This is a genomic window from Streptomyces sp. NBC_00576 (assembly GCF_036345175.1).
In the GTDB taxonomy this organism is placed as follows: domain Bacteria; phylum Actinomycetota; class Actinomycetes; order Streptomycetales; family Streptomycetaceae; genus Streptomyces.
Window position 1 is genome coordinate 7,446,692 of sequence record NZ_CP107780.1, and the last position, 23,630, is coordinate 7,470,321.

At 69.0% G+C, this 23,630-nt stretch carries 18 protein-coding genes; 14 read left to right on the forward strand and 4 right to left on the reverse strand.

The genetic code is table 11. The annotated features are described in order from the left end of the window. Positions 1 to 48: 48 nt before the first annotated feature. Positions 49 to 1,032, reverse strand: a complete 984-nt coding sequence (locus OG734_RS32470) for a hypothetical protein (protein WP_330290990.1) — start codon at positions 1,030 to 1,032, stop codon at positions 49 to 51. Between the two features lie 136 nt (positions 1,033 to 1,168). Between OG734_RS32470 and OG734_RS32475 the strand changes: the two genes are divergently transcribed. The 11 genes from OG734_RS32475 to OG734_RS32525 all read left to right on the forward strand — a co-directional run bounded on the left by OG734_RS32475 (position 1,169) and on the right by OG734_RS32525 (position 16,657). After that, positions 1,169 to 3,793, forward strand: a complete 2,625-nt coding sequence (locus OG734_RS32475) for a valine--tRNA ligase (RefSeq protein ID WP_330290991.1) — start codon at positions 1,169 to 1,171, stop codon at positions 3,791 to 3,793. A 173-nt stretch (positions 3,794 to 3,966) separates the two neighbouring features. After that, positions 3,967 to 5,451 (forward strand): bifunctional tetrahydrofolate synthase/dihydrofolate synthase, encoded by a 1,485-nt coding sequence (gene folC, locus OG734_RS32480; protein WP_330290992.1) that lies wholly within the window; start codon positions 3,967 to 3,969, stop codon positions 5,449 to 5,451. 6 nt (positions 5,452 to 5,457) lie between these two features. Continuing rightward, a complete protein-coding gene (locus OG734_RS32485; protein ID WP_330290993.1) occupies positions 5,458 to 5,814 on the forward strand; it encodes a DUF4233 domain-containing protein in 357 nt (118 codons plus the stop codon). Positions 5,815 to 5,881: 67 nt separating this feature from the next. After that, positions 5,882 to 6,295 (forward strand): nucleoside-diphosphate kinase, encoded by a 414-nt coding sequence (ndk, locus tag OG734_RS32490; RefSeq protein WP_330290994.1) that lies wholly within the window; start codon positions 5,882 to 5,884, stop codon positions 6,293 to 6,295. A gap of 315 nt (positions 6,296 to 6,610) precedes the next feature. Next, positions 6,611 to 7,630, forward strand: coding sequence for a rod shape-determining protein (locus tag OG734_RS32495; RefSeq protein ID WP_327694884.1), 1,020 nt, complete (start codon positions 6,611 to 6,613; stop codon positions 7,628 to 7,630). Positions 7,631 to 7,778: 148 nt separating this feature from the next. Further along, positions 7,779 to 8,723 (forward strand): rod shape-determining protein MreC, encoded by a 945-nt coding sequence (gene mreC / locus OG734_RS32500; protein ID WP_330290995.1) that lies wholly within the window; start codon positions 7,779 to 7,781, stop codon positions 8,721 to 8,723. A gap of 15 nt (positions 8,724 to 8,738) precedes the next feature. Then, entirely contained in the window at positions 8,739 to 9,410 is a 672-nt protein-coding gene (gene mreD / locus OG734_RS32505) for a rod shape-determining protein MreD (RefSeq protein WP_330290996.1), read from the forward strand. A gap of 131 nt (positions 9,411 to 9,541) precedes the next feature. Then, positions 9,542 to 11,800 (forward strand): penicillin-binding protein 2, encoded by a 2,259-nt coding sequence (gene mrdA, locus OG734_RS32510; RefSeq protein ID WP_330290997.1) that lies wholly within the window; start codon positions 9,542 to 9,544, stop codon positions 11,798 to 11,800. Next, complete coding sequence (gene rodA / locus OG734_RS32515) at positions 11,797 to 12,996, forward strand: rod shape-determining protein RodA (protein ID WP_330290998.1); 1,200 nt, start codon at positions 11,797 to 11,799, stop codon at positions 12,994 to 12,996. The genes mrdA and rodA overlap by 4 nt, the downstream gene beginning before the upstream one ends. Positions 12,997 to 13,106: 110 nt before the next feature. Further along, positions 13,107 to 14,609: a CYTH and CHAD domain-containing protein gene (locus OG734_RS32520; protein ID WP_330290999.1), complete on the forward strand. Its 1,503-nt coding sequence runs from the start codon at positions 13,107 to 13,109 to the stop codon at positions 14,607 to 14,609. Between the two features lie 98 nt (positions 14,610 to 14,707). Next, positions 14,708 to 16,657 (forward strand): TIGR03960 family B12-binding radical SAM protein, encoded by a 1,950-nt coding sequence (locus OG734_RS32525; RefSeq protein WP_330291000.1) that lies wholly within the window; start codon positions 14,708 to 14,710, stop codon positions 16,655 to 16,657. Between the two features lie 65 nt (positions 16,658 to 16,722). On the opposite strand, the gene OG734_RS32530 is transcribed toward OG734_RS32525, so the two are convergent. Next, a complete protein-coding gene (locus OG734_RS32530) occupies positions 16,723 to 17,652 on the reverse strand; it encodes a hypothetical protein (protein ID WP_330291001.1) in 930 nt (309 codons plus the stop codon). 210 nt (positions 17,653 to 17,862) lie between these two features. Here OG734_RS32530 and OG734_RS32535 point away from each other — a divergent pair, with 210 nt between their 5' ends. Then, the gene (locus OG734_RS32535; protein WP_330291002.1) at positions 17,863 to 19,017 is read left to right on the forward strand and encodes a glycosyltransferase; all 1,155 of its coding nucleotides are present in this window, start codon (positions 17,863 to 17,865) and stop codon (positions 19,015 to 19,017) included. Here the strand turns inward: OG734_RS32535 and OG734_RS32540 are convergent. Together OG734_RS32540 and OG734_RS32545 are read right to left on the reverse strand one after the other, a co-directional pair. Then, positions 18,972 to 19,748, reverse strand: a complete 777-nt coding sequence (locus OG734_RS32540) for a methyltransferase domain-containing protein (RefSeq protein WP_330291003.1) — start codon at positions 19,746 to 19,748, stop codon at positions 18,972 to 18,974. The two genes, OG734_RS32535 and OG734_RS32540, sit on opposite strands and share 46 nt — an antisense overlap. Positions 19,749 to 19,811: 63 nt before the next feature. Further along, complete coding sequence (locus tag OG734_RS32545) at positions 19,812 to 21,203, reverse strand: serine hydrolase domain-containing protein (RefSeq protein WP_330291004.1); 1,392 nt, start codon at positions 21,201 to 21,203, stop codon at positions 19,812 to 19,814. A 178-nt stretch (positions 21,204 to 21,381) separates the two neighbouring features. On the opposite strand from OG734_RS32545, the gene OG734_RS32550 reads away from it, so the two are divergent. Continuing rightward, a complete protein-coding gene (locus OG734_RS32550) occupies positions 21,382 to 22,596 on the forward strand; it encodes a hypothetical protein (protein ID WP_330291005.1) in 1,215 nt (404 codons plus the stop codon). 48 nt (positions 22,597 to 22,644) lie between these two features. After that, positions 22,645 to 23,490, forward strand: coding sequence for a TIGR03936 family radical SAM-associated protein (locus OG734_RS32555; protein WP_330291006.1), 846 nt, complete (start codon positions 22,645 to 22,647; stop codon positions 23,488 to 23,490). The last annotated feature ends 140 nt before the right edge of the window (positions 23,491 to 23,630 follow it).

The following is a 23,630-nucleotide window of genomic DNA, read 5'->3' on the forward strand; positions in this document are numbered from 1 at the left end:
CGAGGGGCCCCGGTCAACAGACCGGGGCCCCTCGGCAATTGAGGTGTGTCAGGCCTTGACGCGCACGTCCTGGCGGAACTTGGCGGCGAGTTCGGCCGCTTCCTCCATCGTGGAGGACTTGCCCGCGGTCATGGCGGCGAGGTCGTACGTCAGGACGTAGCTGAGCGTGCTGTGGTCGCCCCAGATGCAGAACGGCATCTTCGTCGTCGTGCCGGACTGGGTGGTCTCGATCTCCTGGCACTTCATGATGCCGTTGTCGAAGCCTGCCGGCGTGAACTCCTGCGGGCTGCCGACGAGTTTGCCGTCGTCGGCGGACGAACTCTTCGCCGACTCGGTCTTCATCTTGGCGAACATGGCGTCGACGACCTTCTCCGGGTCGTCGATGGAGCCGTACACGCCGGAGAAGATCATGTTCTTGACGGTGAGGCCCTCGCCCGAGGCGTACATGGCGCTGACGTCCTTGGGGTTCTGCACCCCCCAGGACTCGGCGTCCTTGATCTCGGACGCGGTCATCCCGCTGGTGTCGGAGCCGCCGCTCTTCTTGTACGTGCCGTCGAGCACGGTCGCCGGCGCGGTCAGCTTGTGCGCGCCGTCGTCGGCGATGTCCGAACTGCCGCCCGAGCCGCTGCCCAGCACGAACCACGCACTCACGGCGATGGCGGCCACGACAGCCACCGCCCCGAGGACGATCGCCGTCTTCTTCTTGCCCCCGCTCGGCTCCGGCGGCTGCGGAACCCCGTACGGGGCCTGGCCGTAGGGAGGCTGCTGACCATAGGCGGGCGGCTGCTGGCCGTACGCGTCGGGCTGCTGCGGATAGCCGTAACCCGGCTGCGGGGGAGCCTGCTGCGGATAGCCGTACCCGGGTTGTGCGGGAGGAGCCTGCTGGGGGTAGCCGTAGCCGGGCTGGGGAGCCGTCGGAGGGCCCTGAGGTGCCTGGGGCGGCTGACCGTACGGACCCGGCTGGGCCGGCTGACCGTACGGTCCGGGCTGCTGCGGCGGCTCGCCGTACGGGCCCGGCTGGTTGTGGCTCATCTCTGGGTTCCCCTCCAGATGCTTATGTGTTCCTGACATCCTCGCGCAGGCCAGGGGCGAGACTTGCGGCGGGTGCGCCACCGTTACGAAAGAAACGTGTTTCGGGACACGGCGGTGACGCCTCTAAACTGACCGGGTGACCGAGAACGCTCAGCAGCAGCCAACAGCGCCCATCACCGAACTGCCGACCCAGTACGCGCCGGCCGAGGTAGAGGGGAAGCTGTACGAGCGCTGGGTGGAACGGGGTTACTTCGCCGCCGACGCGAAGAGCGAGAAGCCGCCGTACACCATCGTCATCCCGCCGCCGAACGTCACCGGCTCCCTCCACCTGGGCCACGCCTTCCAGCACACGCTCATGGACGCCCTGACCCGCCGCAAGCGCATGCAGGGCTTCGAGTCGCTCTGGCTCCCGGGCATGGACCACGCCGGTATCGCCACCCAGAACAAGGTCGAGCAGCAGCTTGCCGAGGAGGGCAAGTCGCGGCACGACCTGGGGCGCGAGGAGTTCGTCGAGCGGGTCTGGCAGTGGAAGGAGGAGTACGGCGGCCGGATCCTGGGGCAGATGCGGCGCCTCGGCGACGGCGTCGACTGGTCCCGTGAGCGCTTCACCATGGACGAAGGCCTCTCCAAGGCCGTCCAGACGATCTTCAAGCGCCTCTACGACGACGGCCTCATCTACCGCGCCGAGCGCATCATCAACTGGTGTCCGCGCTGTCTGACGGCCATCTCGGACATCGAGGTGGAGTACCAGGAGGACCCGGGCGAGCTCGTTTCGATCAGGTACGGCGAGGGCGCGGACAGCCTGGTCGTCGCCACCACCCGAGCCGAGACGATGCTCGGTGACACCGCCGTCGCCGTCCACCCCGACGACGAGCGCTACAAGCACCTCGTCGGCAAGCAGATCAAGCTGCCGCTGACGGACCGTTCCATCCCGGTCGTCGCCGACACGCATGTCGACCCGGAGTTCGGCACCGGTGCCGTCAAGGTCACCCCGGCCCACGACCCGAACGACTTCGCCATCGGGCAGCGCCACAACCTGCCCAACATGACGATCATGGACGAGCACGGTGTCATCACCGTCCACGGTCCCTTCCTCGGCCTGGACCGCTTCGAGGCCCGTTCCGCCGTCGTCGGTTCGCTGCGCGAACAGGGCCGGATCGTCGCCGAGAAGCGCCCGTACGCGCACTCCGTCGGGCACTGCTCGCGCTGCTCCACCACCGTCGAGCCGCGCCTGTCCCTCCAGTGGTGGGTCAAGGTCGAGACGCTGGCCAAGGCCGCCGGCGACGCGGTCCGTGACGGCCGGGTCTCGATCCACCCCGAGGAGATGTCCAAGCGCTACTTCGACTGGGTCGACAACCTCAACGACTGGTGCATCTCGCGCCAGTTGTGGTGGGGCCACCGCATCCCGGTCTGGTACGGCCCGGACGGCGAGGTCGTCTGTGTCGGACCCGACGACGAGACACCGACCGGCGAGGGCTGGACCCAGGACACCGACGTCCTCGACACCTGGTTCTCCTCCGGCCTGTGGCCGTTCTCCACCCTCGGCTGGCCGGAACAGACCCCGGACCTCGAGAAGTTCTACTCGACCGATGTCCTTCTCACCGGCCACGACATCATCTTCTTCTGGGTCGCCCGGATGATGATGTTCGGCCTGTACGCCATGGACGGCGAGGCCCCGTTCAAGACCATCGCGCTGACCGGCCTGGTCCGCGACGAGCGCGGCAAGAAGATGTCGAAGTCCTTCGGCAACGTCGTCGACCCGCTGGACTGGATGGACAAGTACGGCTCCGACGCCGTCCGCTTCACCCTGGCCAAGGGTGCCAACCCCGGCACCGACGTCCCGATCGGCGAGGACTGGGTCCAGGCGTCCAGCAAGTTCGCCAACAAGATCTGGAACGCCACGCGCTTCGCGCTGATGAACGGCGCCACCATCGAGGGCGAGCTCCCGGCCGCGGAGCAGCTGACCGCGACCGACCGCTGGATCCTCTCCCGCCTGAACAAGACGGTCGTTCAGGTCGACGCGTACTACGACGACTTCCAGTTCGCGAAGCTCAGCGATGCGCTCTACCACTTCGCGTGGGACGAGGTCTTCGACTGGTACGTGGAGCTGTCGAAGACGACCTTCTTCGCGGGCGGCGAGCAGGCCAAGGTCTCCGGCCGCGTCCTCGGTGAGGTCATCGACGTCATGCTGCGGCTGCTCCACCCGGTCGTCCCCTTCGTCACCGAGACGCTGTGGACGACGCTGACCGGCCGTGAGTCCCTCGTCATCGCCGAGTGGCCCAAGGACAGTGGCTTCCGCGACGAGGCGGCCGAGGCCGAGATCGGCACCGTCCAGGCCGTCGTCACCGAGGTTCGCCGCTTCCGTAAGGAGCAGGGCCTGCAGGACGGCCAGAGGGTTCCCGCCCGACTCACCCTCGACGGCACCGCGCTGGCCGCGCACGAGGCGGCCATCCGCCAGTTGCTCCGACTCCAGCCCGAGGAGGACGGCTTCAGCGCCACCGCGACCCTTCCGGTCGCCGGCGCCACGGTCGCCCTCGACCTCTCCGGCACGATCGACGTCGCGGCGGAGCGCAAGCGCCTCGCGAAGGACCTGGCGGCGGCGCAGAAGGAGCGGCAGCAGGCCGAGGCCAAGCTCGGCAACGAGGCGTTCCTGGCGAAGGCCCCGGACAATGTCGTGGACAAGATCCGAGGCCGCCTGACCAAGGCGGACGAGGACATCACCCGCATCCAGGCCCAGCTGGAGAGCCTGCCGCAGGCGTAGGAGTTCGTAGGGCGCGACGGGCCCCCGGAACCATGAGGTTCCGGGGGCCCGTCGCGCCCTTTAGGGGCGCGGGGAACTGCGCGACCAGCCACAACCCCACCCGCACCCGCCCCTCAAGCTCATCCACCCCACTGCGTAGGCACCCTGTCAGTGGCCGTCCGTAGACTGACCCCGTGAGCGACACCGACCCCTTCGACGAGATCATCGACGCCGAGACCGACCGTGACCCCGACCTCGCGGTCATCGAGGCCGGCAGCCGCACCCTGCGCACCCAAGGCGGAGCCGCAACCGCGGACGTGCCGACTCGGCCCCAGGACCCCGAGGTCGACAAGGCGCTGCGCGCGGTCGAGGCGGATCTCGCCACGCGCTGGGGCGAGACCAAGCTGGAGCCGTCCGTCAGCCGTATCGCCGCGCTGATGGACGTGCTGGGGGAGCCGCAGCGCGCGTACCCCTCGATCCACATCACCGGCACCAACGGCAAGACCTCCACCGCCCGTATGATCGAGGCCCTCCTCGGCGCCTTCGACCTGCGCACCGGGCGGTACACCTCCCCGCACGTCCAGTCGGTCACCGAGCGGATCACTCTCGACGGCGCGCCGATCTCCGCCGAGCGGTTCGTCGAGACGTACGACGACATCAAGGCGTACGTCGAGATGGTCGACGCCCAGCAGGAGTTCCGGCTCTCCTTCTTCGAGGTGCTGACCGGCATGGCGTACGCCGCCTTCGCCGACGCTCCGGTCGATGTGGCCGTCGTCGAGGTCGGGATGGGGGGCACCTGGGACGCCACCAACGTGATCGACGCCGATGTGGCCGTCGTGACGCCCATCGATCTCGACCACACGGACCGGCTCGGCGAGACGCCCGGTGAGATCGCCGTCGAGAAGGGCGGCGTCATCAAGCAGGACGCGACCGTCATCCTCGCCCAGCAGCCGGTCGACGCGGCCCAGGTGCTGCTGAAGAAGGCCGTCGAGGTGGATGCCACGGTGGCCAGGGAAGGGCTGGAGTTCGGGGTCACCGGCCGGCAGGTCGCCGTCGGCGGGCAGATGCTGACGCTGCGCGGGCTCGGCGGGGAGTACGAGGGGATCTTCCTGCCGCTGCACGGCGGCTACCAGGCCCACAACGCGGCCGTCGCCCTCGCCGCCGTCGAGGCGTTCTTCGGCGTCGGCACCCAGCGGCCCGAGCCTCTCGACGTGGACACCGTGCGCAAGGCGTTCGCCGCGGTGACCTCCCCGGGGCGGCTGGAGGTCGTACGGCGCTCTCCCACCGTCGTGCTCGACGCCGCGCACAATCCGGCGGGCGCACGGGCCACCGCCGAGGCCGTCGGCGAGGCCTTCGACTTCAGCCGGCTCATCGGCGTGGTCGGGGCGAGTGGGGACAAGAACGTACGAGGGGTGCTCGAAGCCTTCGAGCCGATCTTCGCCGAGGTCGTGATCTCACAGAATTCCAGCCATCGCGCGATGGACGCCGACGAGTTGGCCGCCATCGCCGTCGAGATCTTCGGCGACGACCGGGTCCAGGTCGAGCCGCGCCTCGACGACGCGCTGGAGGCCGCCATCACCCTCGCCGAGGAGGACGGGGAGTTCTCGGGCGGCGGTGTGCTCGTCACCGGCTCCGTCATCACCGTCGGCGAGGCCCGACTGCTCCTGGGGAGGGGCTGACCTTCCGTGCGTACGCTCTGTGCTTCGACCCTGATCGGCGAGGTCTTCCTGATCGGCTTCGCCGGTCTCGTCGCCATGAAAGACCCCGACCTGTCCATGTCGACCGTGTGGACGGTCAGCGGCATCGCCATGCTGCTGTGCGTGCTGCTCTGCGGTGTGATCACCCGGCCGGGCGGGGTGCAGCTCGGCTGGGCGCTGCAGATCGCGCTCATCGCGTCCGGCTTCATCGTCCCGACCATGTTCTTCATGGGCGCGATGTTCGCCGCGCTGTGGTGGGCGTCCGTGCACTACGGACGGAAGATCGACGAGGCGAAGGCCCGCTTCGCGGCGCAGGCCCAGGGGACCAGCCCTGACGCTGCGTAACGCCCGCTCGAACCGGCCCTGTAGCCTCTGACAACCGCACACACGTGACCCGAATGGAGCCACCCCCGTGACTCAGCGCACCCTCGTCCTGCTCAAGCCCGACGCCGTCCGTCGCGGCCTGACCGGCGAGATCATCGGCCGGATCGAGCGCAAGGCCGGCTGGCGTATCACCGCGCTGGAGCTGCGCACGCTGGACCAGGACACGCTGGAGCAGCACTACGGCGAGCACAAGGGCAAGGTCTTCTACGAGCCGCTCGTCGAGTTCATGGCCTCCGGCCCGGTCGTCGCGCTCGTCGTCGAGGGTGAGCGGGTCATCGAGGGGGTGCGCGCGCTCGCCGGGCCCACCGACCCCATCGCCGCCGCCCCCGGTTCCATCCGCGGTGACTACGGTGTGATCGTGCGCGAGAACCTCATCCACGCCTCCGACTCCGAGGAGTCCGCCGAGCGTGAGCTGAAGATCTTCTTCCCCGGCCGCGGCTGAATGGTCGTCCGAGCCGTCGGCTGAGGGATCGTCATCTCACTCCGATGCTGACCTGGGACGGTCGGCGAAAACCGGCCGTCCTGCGGCATATGCGCGCCGATCGGGGGAACGCCTACCCCCGAACGCTCGTCTCCAGAAGCGAGACGGCACATCGCATGCTGACAATGGCGAAGACCCTCGCGTGGTGTTCGTACAGGCGCGACTACGATGTAAGCCTGGCAAGCCTGTACGCCACCGCACCCACTTCGCCGCCCCAAACCAAAGCCCTCACACGCTTCACTTGGGAAGGCCAGACGAATCCTGATGGGGAACTCAATGTCGTTCATCGGCCGTGACATGGCTGTCGACCTCGGGACCGCCAACACGCTGGTGTACGTCAGGGGTCGCGGGATCGTACTCAACGAGCCGTCCGTCGTCGCGATCAACACCAACACCGGTGGCATTCTCGCGGTCGGATCGGAAGCGAAGAAGATGATCGGTCGGACGCCCGGCAACATCGTTGCCGTGCGCCCGCTCAGGGACGGCGTCATCGCCGACTTCGAGATCACCGAGCGGATGCTCCGCTACTTCATTCTGAAGATTCACAAGCGGCGGTACCTCGCCCGTCCCCGTGTCGTCGTCTGTGTGCCCTCGGGCATCACGGGCGTCGAGCGCCGCGCCGTCATCGAGGCCTCGTCCCAGGCCGGCGCGCGCCAGGTGCACATCATCGAGGAGCCCATGGCCGCGGCCATCGGCTCCGGCCTGCCGGTCCACGAGGCCACGGGCAACATGGTGGTGGACATCGGCGGCGGCACCACGGAGGTCGCGGTCATCTCCCTCGGCGGCATCGTCACCGCGCAGTCCATCCGCGTCGCGGGTGACGAACTGGACAGCTCGATCATCCAGCACATCAAGAAGGAGTACTCCCTTCTGCTGGGTGAGCGGACTGCCGAACAGATCAAGATCACGATCGGTTCGGCGTACGACCTCGACAACGACGAACACACCGAAATCCGCGGCCGGGACCTTGTCTCCGGGCTGCCCAAGACCGTCGTGATCTCCGCGGCCGAAGTACGCAAGGCGATCGAGGAACCGGTCAACGCGATCGTCGACGCCGTGAAGACCACCCTCGACAAGTGCCCGCCCGAGCTGTCCGGCGACATCATGGACCGCGGAATCGTTCTGACCGGCGGCGGAGCCCTGCTCCGCGGGCTCGACGAACGGCTGCGCCGTGAGACCGGCATGCCCATCCACATCGCCGAGGACCCGCTGGACAGCGTGGTGCTCGGTTCCGGCAAGTGCGTGGAGGAGTTCGAGGCGCTCCAGCAGGTGCTGGACGCCCAGCCGCGCAGATGACGCAACTCTTCGATTCCGCCGTACGAGATGATCTCCTCTCGTACGGCGGATCGTTGGTATAGAGGCATAAGCTCCCCAAAGAACCCTGTTGCCCCCAAAACTCTGTTGCCCCAAAAAAACTCTATTGAGGAAGGCACGGCCGCCGCACGTGAGGGACACACGAGAGAGCCGGCTGCTCCTGGTGCTGCTGATCGCCATCGCGTTCGCGCTGATCACGGTGGACATCCGAGGCGGGGAGGACTCACCGGTCGACGGTGCCCGGCAGGCCGCGGCAGCCGTCTTCGGCCCGGTCGAGGACGGGGTGGCCACCGTGGTCGACCCGGTCGGCGATGCCGTCGCCGCCGTACGCGACTCCGGTGACCGGCACGACCGACTCGCCACGCTGGAGAAGGAGAACGCGGGGCTCAAGGCCCGTCTCGGCAGCGGCGATCGCAATCGCAGCCGCCTGGGCCAGCTCGACAAGATGCTCAAGTCGGCCGGCGCCGGGCAGTACGGCATCAAGGGCGCCGAGGTCATCGCCATAGGAGCAGCCCAGGGCTTCTCCTGGACGGTCACCATCGACGTCGGCGCCAACGACGGCATCAAGCGCGACATGACCGTCCTGAACGGCGACGGACTCGTCGGCCGCGTCACCACCGTCGGCCCAGGCACCTCGACCGTGCTGCTCGCCAACGACCCGGACTTCACCGTCGGTACGCGGATGGAGGGCAGCGACGAACTGGGCTTCGCCTCCGGGCAGGGCGACCGGCCGCTGCGCGTCCAGCTCCTCAACGGCAAGGCCAAGGTGAGAAAGGGCGACCGGCTCGTCACCTTCGGCTCGCAGGCCGACAAGCCGTTCGTGCCCGGCGTACCCGTCGGTTTCGTGTCCCGGGTCGATCCTTCGGGCGGCGACCTGACGCGCACGATCTACGTCACGCCGTTCGTCGGCTTCACCAAGCTCGACATCGTCGGTGTCGTCGTCGAGGCCCCGCGCACCGACCCGCGCGACACCGTCCTCCCGGCCAAGCCGAGGCCGACGCCCACGCCCACGGTCACCGTGACGGTGACACCGTCCGCGTCGGCGGCCGACGGCCAGTACCAGCAAGAGCAGTAGGAGCTGAACTCTCCCATGCGTTTCAACCGGATGCTCCTCTCCACCACCCTGGTGGTCGTCGCCATGGTGATCCAGGTGAGCGTCCTCGCCCGCCTCCACCTCCCGGGCGCCGTCCCCGACCTGCTGCTGCTGACCGTCCTCGGCCTCGCCCTGGTGTACGGCCATGTCGGCGGCGCACTCGTCGGTTTCGGCGCCGGACTTCTCGCCGACCTCGCCCCGCCCGCCGACCACGCGGCCGGCCGCTACGCCCTCGTGCTGTGCTTCGTCGGCTATCTGGCGGGTCTGGTGAAACCCGAGACCGGCCGGCTCAAGTCGGCCACCGGCCCGATGGCCGTCGTGGTCGCCGCCGCCGTCGGCACGACCCTGCTGTACGCCGGTGTCGGCGCCCTCGTCGGCGACACCGCCGCCCGCCATGTCGGCCTCAGCAGCCTGCTGTTCACGGCCGCGCTGTACGACCTGCTGCTCGCGCCCTTCGTGGTCCCCGGCATCATGTTCCTGGCCCGCAGAGCGGAGAACGATCCGCTGGCGGAGACCAACTCCGCGGCCAAGAAGTCCGACATCTCCTCGGGCTGGCTCTCCTCCGGCACCGGCCTGCGCATCGGCAGCCAGCGCGGCGGCCTGAAGGTCAAGGCGGCCCGCTCGAAGGCCGCCCGCGCCGGCCGCATCAAGGGGGTCAAGCGCCTGTGACCGCCCGCCGGTCGAACACCGATGCCGACGCCGATGCCGACACTCATGCCCATGTTCACAGCTCGACCGTGTACTCGTATGCCTCGTACGTACGTGTCCTGCACGCGCACTGAGAGGCGGAGGCAGCACCAGTGACCAACATTCCCGAGACCGGCCGGACGCCACGCGTCCAGATCCGTCTCGTCGTCATCCAGATCCTCGTCCTCTCCCTCCTCGGCACCCTCGGGGGCCGCCTGTGGTACCTCCAGATCCGCGAGGGGGACGCCTACGCCAAGGAGGCGTCCGGCAACCATGTGCAGCAGGTCGTGCAGCCCGCCGTACGCGGGTCGATCCTCGACGCGCGCGGGGTGCCGATCGCGGACAACGAGACCCGCCTGGTCGTCTCCGCCTCCCGGACCGAGCTGCTGAAGATGAAGGACGACGGTGACGCCGTCCTCACCAAGCTCGCCGGGGTCCTGGGCATGAAGGCCAAGGACGTCAAGGACAAGGTCCGGCTGTGCGACGCCAAGACGCCGCAGCCCTGCTGGAACGGGTCGCCGTACCAGCCGATCCCCATCACCGACGAGGCCACCCCTCGCCAGGCCCTCCAGATCCGCGAGCGCTCCGAGGACTTCCCCGGCATCACCGCCGAGCCCGAGGCCGTGCGACGCTACGCGGGCCCCGGCGGGTCCAACACCGCCCAGGTCCTCGGCTACCTCTCCCCGGTCACCGACGAGGAGATCACCAAGGCGAAGGACACCGAATCGCCCTACCTGCGCTCCGACCAGGTCGGCCGGTCCGGTCTCGAGCGGGAGTACGACAAGGAGCTGCGCGGCAAGGCCGGCGTCACCCGCTACGAGGTCGACAACCTCGGCCGCGTCATCGGCACCGCCGAGGCGGACCCCGCCCAGTCCGGCTCCAACCTCGTCACCAGCATCGACGCCCGTGTCCAGCGGGTCGCCGAGTACGAGCTGAACTTCGCGATGAAGGAAGCCCGCAAGGGTTTCGACGACAACACCGGCGAGAACTACAAGGCCGACGCGGGCGCGGTCGTCGTCATGGAGGCCAAGACGGGCCGGGTCGTCGCCATGGCGTCCAACCCGACGTACGACCCGAACGCCTGGGTGGGCGGCATCTCCGCCAAGGACTACGGCAAGCTGACCGGCAAGAACTCCAACTACCCGCTGCTCAACCGGGCGATCCAGGGCCAGGCGGCCCCCGGCTCGATCTTCAAGGTCATCTCCACCTCGGCCGCCGTCAACGCGGGCTACCCCTTCGACGGGAACTACGACTGCTCCAGCTCGTACTCGATCGGCGGCCAGGTCTTCAAGAACTACGAGTCCAAGGGGTACGGCCCGATCAGTCTCGGCCGCGCCATCGAGGTCTCCTGCGACACCGTCTTCTACCGCATCGCCCACGACCAGTGGGCGAAGGACGGCGGCCTGAAGCCGAAGAAGAGCGCCGGCAACTGGTTCTACAAGACCGCCCACCAGTTCGGCCTCGGCGCCGAGACCGGCATCGACCTGCCCAACGAGGTCACCGGCCGCGTCCCCGACCGCAAGTGGAAGCAGGACTACTGGAAGGCCAACAAGGCCTCCTGGTGCAAGTACGGCAAGAAGGGCGGCTCGTACGCCGAGCAGATCGCGTACGAGAACTGCCTCGAAGGCAATCTGATGCGCGCCGGTGACTCCGTCAACTACTCGATCGGACAGGGCGACATCCTCGTCACGCCGATACAGATGGCGACCATCTACTCGGCGATCTCCAACGGTGGCACCCTGTACGACCCGACCGTCGGCAAGGCGGTCATCAGCGCCGACGGCAAGGGCGTCCAGGCGATCGCGCCCAAGTCGCACGGCAAGCTGCCGATCACCCAGGCGACCCTGAAGGACATAAACGGTGCCCTGGAAGGGGTCGTCACCCGCGGTTCGGCGGCCTGGCGGTTCATCGGCTGGCCGCAGGACAAGATCCAGATGCACGCCAAGACGGGTACGGCCGAGGTCTACGGCAGGCAGACCACCTCGTGGTTCGCGACGTACACCAAGGACTACACGATCGTCATGACGATCTCCCAGGGTGGTACGGGTTCCGGAGCCTCCGGCCCGGCCGTCCGCCACATATACGAGGCTCTGTACGGCGTCTCCAAGGACGGCACGATCGACAACCGGAAGGCGCTGCTGCCCACCCCGCAGAAGAGCCTGCCGAAGATCGAGTCGGACGGCTCGATCGACGCCCCGAAGATCAAGCCGTACGTGCCGCCGAAGGAGGCCACCGAGGAGACGCTCGCCCTCGCGGGCGGACAGCTCCCGCCGGCCACGGTGGCGTCCGAACGGACGGGCACCAACCGGGCCCGTCGCAGGCGCAGGCGGAGTACGCGCAGGCCGCAGAGTAGGCGGAGGACGATCTCATGACTGGCGCGAACACCTTCTCCGTCTCCGGCTACGGCCCCGAACGCTCGTCCCTGTCCCGCCTGATGGCCCGCGACTCGCTGGCCCGCAGGCTGGACTGGCCGATACTGCTGTCCGCGCTCGCGCTGTCCTTCATGGGCGCGATCCTGGTCTACTCGGCGACCCGCAACCGCACCGAGATCAACCAGGGCGACCAGTACTACTTCCTGATCCGGCACCTCATGAACACCGGCATCGGGTTCTGCCTGATGATCGGCACGGTCTGGCTCGGCCACCGCAACCTGCGCACCGCGGTCCCGGTCCTGTACGGCCTCTCGGTCTTCCTGATCCTCATGGTGCTGACCCCGCTCGGCGCGACCGTCAACGGCGCCCACGCGTGGATCGTGCTCGGCGGCGGCTTCTCCCTCCAGCCCTCGGAGTTCGTGAAGATCACGATCATCCTGGGCATGGCCATGCTCCTGGCCGCGCGGGTCGACGCGGGCGACAAGGCCTACCCCGACCACCGCACGGTGCTCCAGGCGCTGGGTCTGGCCGCCGTACCGATGATGATCGTCATGCTGATGCCCGACCTCGGGTCGGTCATGGTCATGGTCATCATCGTGCTCGGTGTGCTGCTCGCCTCAGGTGCCTCCAACCGCTGGGTCTTCGGCCTGCTCGGTACGGGCGCCCTCGGCGCGGTGCTGATCTGGCAGCTCGGGATCCTGGACGAGTACCAGATCAACCGCTTCGCCGCCTTCGCCAACCCCGAGCTGGACCCGGCCGGGGTCGGTTACAACACCAACCAGGCGCGGATCGCGATCGGTTCCGGCGGCCTCACCGGCACCGGCCTGTTCCACGGCTCGCAGACCACGGGCCAGTTCGTCCCCGAACAACAGACCGACTTCGTGTTCACGGTCGCGGGAGAGGAGCTCGGCTTCGTCGGCGCCGGCCTGATCATCGTGCTCCTGGGTGTGGTGCTGTGGCGCGCCTGCCGTATCGCCCGCGAGACGACCGAGCTGTACGGCACGATCGTCGCCGCCGGGATCATCGCGTGGTTCGCCTTCCAGGCGTTCGAGAACATCGGGATGACCCTGGGGATCATGCCGGTCGCCGGTCTGCCACTGCCCTTCGTGTCGTACGGAGGATCGTCGATGTTCGCCGTGTGGGTGGCGGTGGGGCTGTTGCAGTCGATCAGGGTGCAACGGCCCATGTCGGCCTGACCGAGGTGGCCAGTGGGTGTAGTCCGGGGAAACGGTGGAGGTGTCCCGGATGGCCAATAAACACCTTTTGGGTACTGCCATCGAAACGGAATCGTGACTAGATTCGATTCATGGCGGACACAAAGCGGGAAATCGAGCGAAAGTACGAATCCGATGACAGTGGGCTGCCCGACCTGACCGGTGTCGCCGCAGTCGCGGACGTCCTCGACAAGGGCACCGCCGAACTGAACGCGACCTACTACGACACCTCGGACCTGCGGCTGGCCGCGGCCTCGATCACCCTGCGCCGCCGCACCGGCGGCTCCGACGCCGGCTGGCACCTGAAACTCCCGGTCGGCCCGGGCGTCCGGGACGAGATCCAGGTACCGCTCTCCGACACCGTCCCCGACGAACTGGCGAGCCTGGTGCGCGCCCGGATCCGCGAGGGCCAGCTCGTGCCGGTGGTGCGGCTGCGCTCCACACGGGACCTTCGCGACCTCGTCGGCGCCGACGGCCGCCAACTCGCCGAGGTCGGCGTGGACACCGTACGGGCGGAGCGGCTGTTCGGCGGCGAGGGCACCGCCCAGTGGACCGAGATCGAGGTGGAGCTCGCCGACGGCGGGAACCCGGCCTTCCTGGACAAGGTGGAGAAACGCCTTCGCAAGGCGGGCGTACGGCCCTCGAAGTCCGCGTCGAAGCTGGCCCGGGCGCTGGCGGAGACCAAGGGCGGACACCCGCGGCCGAAGGACCAACCCGCCGAGCCCGTCACCGCCGGCGACCACGTCCTCGCCTACATCCGCGCCCAGCGGGACGCCATCGTCGACCTGGACCCGGCCGTGCGCCAGGACGCCGAGGAGTCCGTGCATGACATGAGGGTCGCCACGCGCCGACTGCGCAGCACGTTCAAGTCCTTCTCCAAGGTCCTCGACCGGAAGGTCACCGACCCCATCGGCGCCGACCTGAAGTGGCTCGCCGCCGAGCTGGGCGTCGGCCGCGACCACGAGGTGCTGGCCGAACGCCTGGGCACGGTTCTCGACGACCTGGCCCCCACCCTCCTCCACGGCCCGATCCGGGACCGGCTGGGCGCCTGGTCCAAGGCCGAGTACGGAGGAGCGCGCCGCAGACTCCTCGGTGTGCTGGACTCCCCGCGCTATCTGACCCTCCTCGACACCCTGGACGCCGTGGTCGCCGACCCGCCGGTGCTCAAGGCGGCGGCGAAGAAACCGGCCAAGGTGCTCGCCAAGGCCGTACGCAAGGACTTCGCGAAGGTGTCCGCGCTGGTCGAGGAGGCCATGGAGCAGCCGCCCGGCGCCGACCGCGACCTCGGGCTGCACGAGGCGCGCAAGAAGGCCAAGCGCACCCGTTACGCGGCCGAGGCGGCGGGCCCCGCCCTCGGCAGCCCGGCCAAGGCCCTGACCAAGTCGATGAAGTCCCTCCAGAGCCTGCTCGGCGACCACCAGGACAGCGTCATGGTCCGCACCACACTGGGCGAGCTGTCCGCCGTGGCACACGCGGCGGGCGAGAACACCTTCACGTACGGGCTGCTGTACGGGCGCGAGGAGCGGCGGGCCACGGAGGTGGAGGACTCGCTGCCCGAGGAATGGGGGACGATTCAGGGTTCAATGGAGGTTTAGTACCCGGTTCAGCCCCGGTTTCTCCGCGGGCGGGGGAGTCCTCCGGGCGGGTTACGCTTGGTGGTCATCCCCCGTCAGCTCACGAAGGTAACGCCGCGATGTCTGCCGAGTCGGTTTTCCCGCAGCTCGAAGCCCTGCTGCCTCATGTGCAGAAGCCGATCCAGTACGTGGGCGGCGAGCTCAACTCCACGGTCAAGCCCTGGGAGGACTGCGACGTCCGCTGGGCGCTCATGTACCCCGACGCGTACGAGGTCGGGCTGCCCAACCAGGGCGTCATGATCCTTTATGAGGTACTGAACGAGCGCGAAGGCGTCCTCGCCGAGCGTACGTACAGCGTCTGGCCGGACCTCGAGGCGCTGATGCGGGAGCACGGCGTCCCGCAGTTCACGGTGGACGGTCACCGGCCCGTGCGAGCCTTCGACGTGTTCGGGCTGTCCTTCTCCACCGAGCTGGGCTACACGAACATGCTGACGGCGCTGGACCTGGCGGGCATCCCGCTGGAGTCCAAGGACCGTGGCCTGGACGACCCGATCGTGCTGGCCGGCGGCCACGCAGCCTTCAACCCGGAGCCGATCGCGGAGTTCATCGACGCCGCGATCATCGGCGACGGCGAGCAGGCCGTCCTCGACATGACGGAGATCATCCGCGCCTGGAAGGCGGAGGGCCGCCCGGGCGGTCGCGAGGAGGTCCTGTTCCGCCTCGCGAAGACCGGCGGCGTCTACGTCCCGGCGTTCTACGACGTGGAGTACCTGGCGGACGGCCGGATCGCTCGCGTCGTACCGAACAAGTCCGGTGTCCCGTGGCGGGTCAGCAAGCACACGGTCATGGACCTGGACGAGTGGCCCTACCCCAAGCAGCCCCTGGTCCCGCTCGCGGAGACCGTCCACGAGCGGATGTCGGTCGAGATCTTCCGCGGCTGCACGCGCGGCTGCCGCTTCTGCCAGGCCGGCATGATCACGCGCCCGGTGCGAGAGCGGTCGATCACTGGCATCGGCGAGATGGTGGAGAAGGGCCTGAAGGCGACCGGCTTCGAGGAGGTGGGCCTCCTCTCCCTGTCGTCGGCCGACCACTCGGAGATCGGCGACATCGCGAAGGGGCTGGCGGACCGCTACACGGAGGACAAGATCGGGCTGTCGCTCCCGTCGACCCGTGTGGACGCCTTCAACGTGGACCTCGCCAACGAGCTGACCAGGAACGGGCGCAGGTCCGGTCTGACGTTCGCGCCCGAGGGCGGCAGTGAGCGCCTGCGCAAGGTCATCAACAAGATGGTGTCCGAGGAGGACCTCATCCGGACCGTCTCCACGGCGTACGGCAACGGCTGGCGCCAGGTGAAGCTGTACTTCATGTGCGGTCTGCCGACGGAGACCGACGAGGACGTCCTCCAGATCGCCGACATGGCGATGAACGTGATCGCCGAGGGCCGCAGGGTCTCCGGCCAGAACGACATCCGCTGCACGGTCTCGATCGGCGGCTTCGTGCCCAAGCCGCACACCCCGTTCCAGTGGGCCCCGCAGCTCTCGGCGACGGAGACGGACGCGCGCCTGGAGAAGCTCCGGGACAAGATCCGCGGCGACAAGAAGTACGGCCGCTCGATCGGCTTCCGCTACCACGACGGCAAGCCCGGCATCGTCGAGGGCCTGCTGTCGCGCGGCGACCGGCGTATCGGTGCGGTGATCCGCGCGGTGTACGAGGACGGCGGCCGCTTCGACGGCTGGCGCGAGTACTTCTCGTACGACCGCTGGATGGCCTGCGCGGAGAAGACGCTGCCCGCATTCGGGGTCGACGTCGACTGGTACACGACGCGTGAACGCACGTACGAGGAGGTCCTTCCGTGGGACCACCTGGACTCGGGCCTCGACAAGGACTGGCTGTGGGAGGACTGGCAGGACTCCCTCGACGAGACAGAGGTCGAGGACTGCCGGTGGACGCCGTGCTTTGACTGTGGGGTGTGTCCGCAGCTCGACACGAGCATTCAGATCGGTCCCACGGGCAAGAAGTTGCTGCCGCTGACCGTGAAGCAGCCGGCGGTCACCGGGCACACGCACTGAGTCCGTTGCTGAGCCCCCTTCCGAGTGGAAGGGGGCTCAGTGCTGTGCGCGTGGCGGTGTCGCGGTCAGCGCATGAAGCGGCGGTTGTTGTCGTTGCCAACGTCAGGGGAGTTCAGTGGCTGCCAGGCCAGGGTCGGGAGTGCGGGGTTGGGGCAGGTCAGGGTGGCCAGGCTGCTGCCGGCGTGGCTCTCGGTGCAGATGATCTCGAAGACCTGACCCGTGGTGGTCAGGATGTCGATCTTGATGCCCGCCAGGTCCTGTTCGCCCTGGCTGTGTTCGTTGATCGAGACACCGCAGGCGAAGCCCGCCTGGCCACCGTTCGGGTAGCCGGTTCTGTTGCTGAGGTCGGTCCACCGCAGGGTGTGGTCGCGATTGGGGCGGACGTCACGGATGCCCGCGAACGTGCTGGTGCCGCTCACCGCGGCACGGACCTCGTAGACCTGCTGGTCCTGGTAGCCGTCGATCTCGGCGCACGCTCCGGTCGCGCCGGTGGGACCCGTCGCTCCGGTGCCGGTGGCTCCGGTGGGGCCCGTCGGGCCGGTGGGACCTGTCTCGCCCGTGGCTCCAGTGGCTCCGGTGGCTCCGGCGCCGGGGCCCGTCGCGCCGGTCGCACCTGTGGCTCCGGTGGCGCCCGTCACGCCGGTGCCTGTCGCGCCGGTCGCACCCGTGGCGCCGGTCGCGCCCGTGGCACCCGTGGCTCCGGTGGCGCCCGTCGGGCCGGTCGGACCCGTCGGGCCCTGGCAGTTGTCCCTACCGCCCTGGGCGGTCGATTCGGCTACGCGGTGCTTCGATCCCTGCTTCCTGCACTTGTCCTTGCCGCCGCTGTAGTGGTTCGCTCCGGCAGTGTGGTTGCCCACGCTGCGCGCCGCGGCCGCCGCCGGACTGACCACGCTCGCGGCCAGGACAAGTGCGAGCGAGGCCATCATTCCGGCCTTCTTGAACCTGTCCCGCGCCAGCGGCCCGAGAAGTGAACGCGTCCTGTACTCAGGACTCATCGGTGTGCTCCTTGCATCGACTTGCCTTGACTTGCCTTGACTTGCCTCGGGAGCTTTACCTGAGCGTGATGCATAGAGTCGCAATATGATCCGAAAGTCGCACATTTATCAACGTATGGGATTAATCGATGCATTCAGATGGGTTACGCCCGTGCGACGCCTTCCGCGTGTACGAGCAGCGACGCATCCGGCTCGTGCCACATTGGCGCCGTGAAAAAGCAGACTCTCTGCCTCTGCATGATCGTCAAGAACGAGTCCCAGGTGATCGAACGGTGCCTGCGCTCCGTACGGCACCTCATCGACTACTGGGTCATCTGCGACACCGGCTCCACGGACGGCACGCAGGACCTGATTCGTAAAACGCTCGACGGCATCCCTGGCGAACTCCACGAGGAACCCTGGACCGACTTCGGGCACAACCGGACCAGCAACATCCAGCTCGCCCGTGGCAAGGCCGACTACCTCCTCACCCTCGACGCCGACCACGTCATGCGCCAGGACGCCCCGCTTCCCCGGCTGACGGCGACGTCCTACATGCTGCGGTACGACACCCCCGGCACCCAGCACCGCTTCAAGCACCTCATGCGCGGCGACCGGGCGTGGCGCTACGTCGGTGTCACCCACGAGTACCCGTGCACGGACCAATCGGCCGGGCCCGACATCCAGAAGAACCTGGACGCGCTCGTCATCGAGGACCACGCCGACGGCGGCTGCCGCAGCGACAAGTTCGAGCGCGACGCGCGGCTCCTGCGCGGCGAACTCGAGCGCGATCCCACCAATACCCGCACCGTCTTCTACCTCGCCAACACCGAACGCGACCTGGGCCATGTCCAGGAGGCGATCGCCCTGTACGAGCGGCGGGCGACGATGGGCGGCTGGCAGGAGGAGGTCTACTGCTCTCTGCTGGAGGCCGGCCTCCTCAGGGCGGAGCGGGCCGACGACTGGCCGGGCGCGATGGACGCGTTCTCCCGCGCCTGGGACGCCCGCCCCGCGCGGCTCGAAGCGTGCTACGAGCTGGCCTCACGCCTGCGCCTGAAGGGCCGCTACCGCACCGCGCACGCCCTGCTCGGCAGGGTCGTCGAGGCCCCGGAACCGGACGACCTGCTGTTCACGAAGTCCTGGGTGTACGAGTGGGGTCTGCTTTTCGAGTTCTCCATCACCGCCTACTGGGTGGGCGACTACGCGGCCTCGATCGAGGCCTGCGACACGCTGCTGAACCTGCCGGACCTGCCGGAGCCGATCCGCCGCCAGACCCTGCTCAACCGCGAGTTCGCGGTCGGTCAGACCGTCGCCGCGGTGGCCGGGCCGTCCAGTGGCAGTCATGGGCGGGAGCAGACCACGGTGACGAGGGTGAACGAGGCGTAGAAGGGTCCGTGGGCGAGGCCGGCGAACCAGGCCTCGCCCCGCGCCCGGTCGATATGGCCCTCGGCGATGGCCTGTTGCATGTTGCGGCCGAGGCCGAGGGTGTGGTCGCCGTGCTCGAAGTCGGTGAAGACCGGGGTGGTGGCGATCGTCGTCTCGACGCGGAAACCCGCCGTGACCGCCAGGCGGCCGAGGCGGCGCCCGACAGTGGCATGGCGGACTACTTTCTCGGCGGTGTAGCGGGTGAACGCGCGGCTCGTCTCCAGGTCCTCCGCGTCCACCGCCAGGGTGTCCCAGTCGGGTTCCACCAGACCGACGAGGGCGCCGGGGCGGGTGGCGGTGTGCAGTTGGGTCAGTACGTCCGCGGGGGACCGCACATGCATCAGAACCCGGTCGATCTTGGCCCGGTCCACTGTTCCGGGGCCGACGGGAAGGGCATGCGCGTCCGCCTCCCGGATCTCCACCGTGCTCACGTCGGCGGTGCGCCGGCGGGCCGTCGCCAGCATCGCGGGATCCTGGTCCACCCCGATCACCCGACCGCCCGCGCCGACGCGTTCGGCGAGGGCCGGGAGATCGGTGCCGGGTCCACAGCCCACGTCCAGGACGGTGTGGCCCGGGTGGAGGTCCAGCAGGTCGAGCAGCCGCTGCTTGTACGCCCGGCCGGCTTCCTCGGACGCGGCGCGCAGCATGTAGGACGCCTGGTCGGGCCTGGGTGCACCGAGAGTCTTCGACATGGGTGCCAGGGTGCCAGGGTGCCAGGGCGGCAGTCGCATAGGTGTGCGCGGCGCCAAGTGGGTTCAGTGGGGCTGTAGTTGGCAGATGTGCGTAAGGAGGTTGCCCAGCAGGCCCTCCGAGTCACCGGGTCTGTGGGCCCGTGCCACGCCGCTGAGGTTGCGGCCGCCGTCGTCTCGGCGGAGGTGGAGTGACAGGGCCGGGCTGTTGATCCGGGCGTCCGCGGTGGGGAGCTGCAGGGGGAAGGTCGCCTGGAGCGCCCAGGCTTGCGATGCGCTCGCCTGGGCTTCCGCGGTCTCGCCGTTCAGCTGCAGGAGAGCCCGGTTGTCCTGTGGGGAGAGAGTCAGTGACATCGGGATGTCTCCCTCGGGGGTGCTGATCGTGCCTTGCCAGTCGGTTGCCGGGAGGTGCAGGGGGCGTACGGGGTCGACTGCGAAAGGGTTGATCGACTCGGGGGAGAAGCCGGGGACGAGTGCGGTCACGATGTGCTGGGTGATCTTGTCGCGAGCTGTCTTGTCGGTGCTGTTGGTCAGTACCGACACCGACAAGTGTTGCTCGGGCACGGTCACGACGATCGCCGCCACTCCGCCCATCCCGCCGCCGTGGCTCTGCACCAGGGGACCGGCGCCACTCGACAGGCACCAGCCGAGCCCGTATCCGAGGCTGGGGTTGACCGGGCTCGCCTCCCGGACGGTTGTGACCGTCTCCGGTTTCAGCAGACGGTCGTACGACTGGGCGAAGAGCGCCAGTTGGGCGGCGGGGGCCCAGCCCAGGGTCGCGCCCGGGTGGCTGGTGTCGCAGTACGGCGGATAGGCGCGGCCGTCGGTCGTGTAGCGCGTCGCCCGGGGTGCCGGGCCGGGGTAGGCGGGGCCCAGGTGGAGGGCGGTGAGACCCAGGGGCTCGAACACGCGCTCCCGTACGAAGTCTGCGAGCCCTTGGCCGGTCGCCGCTTCCAGCAGGTGGCCCAGGGCTCGGTAGCCGAGGTTGGCGTACTCGAAGGCGGTACCCGGGGGGCGGTGAAGGAACGCGTACGGGGTCGCGTCGACGCGTTCGCCGTTCCCGGGGCCGGCGTAGTGGAAGTCGTAGTGGGCGCCGAAGCCGCCCCGGTGCTGGAGGAGCTGGCGGACGGTCGGGGCCGGCCATCGCTGGTCGCCCCGGGCCGATGCGGGCATGGGCACCGGTACGGGGGCGTCCAGGTCGAGCAGGCCCTCGTCGGCCGCGACGCAGATGGCCGTCGCCGTCATGGGTTTGGTGATCGAGGCCAGGGCGTAGGCCGTTTCGGGGGTGGCCGGGCGGGCCGCGCTGACGTCCGCGAGGCCGTATGCCTCGGCCAGGATCACTTCGCCGTGTTCGACGACGGCCACGGAGACCGATGGGCAGTTGTGCTCATCGAGGGTCGAAGTGCAGTACTCGGCCAGCCCGTTCAGCCCGTTCAGCCCGTTCATCGCGTTCGGCATGCACGCATTCTGGCAGGAGGGTGCCTGCGGCCCTGCCGTCACGGTGCCTCCCAGGGTGCCCCGGAGAGCGGCCGAGGTGCGGCGCCGGAAAGTCGTACGTTTACGGACGATGTCCCTCGTCCTGGTCACTTTTCGGATACACCGCATCCGGACAGGGGGTTGGCGCGTCCTTGTCGGTATGGATCTGGAGAAACCGGCCGCCGAGGCACGGCAGCCCGAGCGGCAGCCCGAAGGTTGTCTCGTCGTTGCGATTCGCATTCCTGTGCGGATCGTTGTGCTCGTGCTGGTCGTGCCGGTGCGGATGGTGTGGGACGGGTTGGTTGTCGGCTGGCGCCTTCTTACGGACGCGGTGCTGCGGCCCCTCGGGCGGGTGCTGGCGTGGGTCGCGCGGGCCGTCTTCGTCTGGCCGTTCGTCGGGCTGTGGCGGTACGTCGTCGTGCCCCTGGGGAAGGCGCTCGGCTGGCTCGGGAACGTGCTCGTCGTCGTACCGCTGGTGTGGCTCTTCCGGTATGTGCTGACGCCTCTCGGCCAGGGCACCGTCTGGGTGTTCCGGGCAATCGGCGCCGGGCTCGGGTGGATCTACGCGCGCGTGCTGACGCCTGTGGGGCACGGGGTCCTGTGGGTGTTCCGGGGGATCGGCGCCGGGCTCGGGTGGATCTACGCGCGCGTGCTCACGCCTGGGGGGCACGGGGTGCTGTGGGTGTTCCGGGGGATCGGGGCAGGGATCGCCGCTGTCGGGCTCGGTGTGTACGCCGTTGCCGCGTGGCTCGTGCGGTACCTGGTCGTCGTACCCGCGCAGTGGCTGTACGAGTGGGTCCTCACGCCGGTCGGGAGGGCGATCGCCTGGTGTGTCCAGGGGGTCGCGTGGCTCGTCAGCAGGGTGATCACCGGGATCGGGTTCGTTCTCTACTGGGTGCTGCGTCTGCTTCTCGTGCTGCCCGCGCTCGCGCTGTGGCGCTGGGTCCTGACGCCCCTGGGGCGCGGCCTCGCCGTCATCGGGCGCGAGGTCGGTGCCGCGCTCGGGCATGCCTGGCGCATCGCCGGGCACATCTCGCTCGCTGTCGGACGGTTCCTGGGGACCCTCCTTCGGTGGATCTTCGTGGAGCCCGTGCGCTGGGCGTACCGCGCCGTGCTGACGCCCCTCGGGCATGTCGTACGGGACGCCGTTCTGCGGCCCGCCGCCGAGGCCGCGCGCAGTGTGGGCCGGGTCACCCGGCAGGCGCTGGCCGCCGCACGCGACTCGGCACGACAGGCGCGCGCCGACTTCCGGCGGATGCTGTTCGGGGAGTCGAAGGAGGAGCGTCCGCAAGTGGTCCCGGTGCCCCGGCGGGAACCAGGAAGCGCCGACGGACGTACTCTTGGTAGCAGTACGACCGCACTCACGAAGGACTGAACGACACTGGGCAAGCGACAGCCCGAAGGCCCGCCGCCCGCACCTGCGGTGCAGCGCATCCGACTGCGCTACACCAAGCGTGGCCGCCTCCGGTTCACCAGCCACCGTGACTTCCAGCGCGCTTTCGAGCGTGCGCTGCGCCGTGCCGAGGTGCCGATGGCCTACTCGGCGGGGTTCACGCCGCATCCGAAGGTGTCGTACGCCAATGCCGCAGCCACCGGCACGGGCAGTGAGGCGGAGTACCTGGAGATCGCGCTCACCGAAGCGCGCGATCCCGACAAACTGCGTGAGCTGCTCGACGAGTCGCTGCCCACCGGGCTCGACATCGTCGACGCGGTCGAGGCCCGGACCTCCGGGCTCGCCGACCGGCTCACGGCTTCCGTATGGGAGCTGCGTCTGGAGGGTGTGGCGCCCGAGGACGCGCGCCGCGCCGTCGACATCTTCAACGCCGCCGAGACCGTCGAGGTCCAGCGCCTCGCCAAGAACGGCATGAGAACCTTCGATGCCCGGGGTGCGGTTGCGGGCCTTGAGGCATTTGAAGCAGGCGCTGGAACAAGTGTTGAGACGCACAGTCCACAGCCCGCCGCAAGCGTCGGCTCCACTGGAGCGGCTGGCGCCGCGCCCCTTACTGGGCCGACGGACCAGCCCTGTGCGATACTGCGGCTGGTTGTTCGGCACGTGACGCCTGCCGTTCGACCCGACGACGTTCTGTCCGGTCTTCGCGCCGTGGCCGACCTGGCGCCGCCGGTCCCCGCAGGGGTGACCAGGCTGGCGCAGGGGCTGTTCGATGAAGAGACCGGCACGGTGACCGACCCGCTCGCGCCCGACCGCGAGGCAGCGGTGGCCCTCTCCATGGCCGCTCCGACTGCCGCCGCGCCGCAGGCGCCGGCGTAAGGAAGGTCCCGCGAAGGGACGCACGTCGTAGCGCCGCCCTCGTACTCGGGAGCCACCTGGGTCGGGCAGCGCACCCACCACAAGACTTTCGCCAGGCCGTACGCAACATGGCGTACGGAACCGGCGAGACAGGACACAGA